The sequence below is a fragment of the Serratia silvae genome (genome assembly GCF_023282985.1).
GTDB lineage: Bacteria > Pseudomonadota > Gammaproteobacteria > Enterobacterales > Enterobacteriaceae > Chania > Chania silvae.
In genome coordinates this window covers 1-272 of record NZ_JAGQDC010000073.1, presented here as the reverse complement: position 1 = coordinate 272, position 272 = coordinate 1, and the positions used below count along the sequence as shown (strand labels likewise).

1 protein-coding gene is annotated in these 272 nt (G+C 55.1%); it reads left to right on the top strand.

Annotated elements, in window-relative coordinates; genetic code table 11:
- Nucleotides 1–272, top strand: a 272-nt coding sequence (locus KAJ71_RS23785; RefSeq protein ID WP_248947797.1) for a transposase, incomplete at both ends; no start/stop codon positions are given.

The window sequence follows — 272 nt, the reverse complement described above, 5'->3', positions numbered from 1 at the left end:
GATACCCACGAGGTTATCTGTGCTGACCTGTCACTGAACAACGTGACCGATGCGGAGGCATTCCCGGGTCTTATCCGACAGACTCACCGGAAAATTAAGGTAGCTTCCGCCGATGGCGCTTATGACACAAAACTATGCCATGACGAACTGCGGCGTAAGAAAATCAGAGCACTTATCCCGCCGCGAACCCGGGCAGGTTACTGGCCGGAGGAGTATGCCGACAGAAATCAGGCGGTGGCGAGGCAAAGACTGACGGGAAGCAACGCCTATTG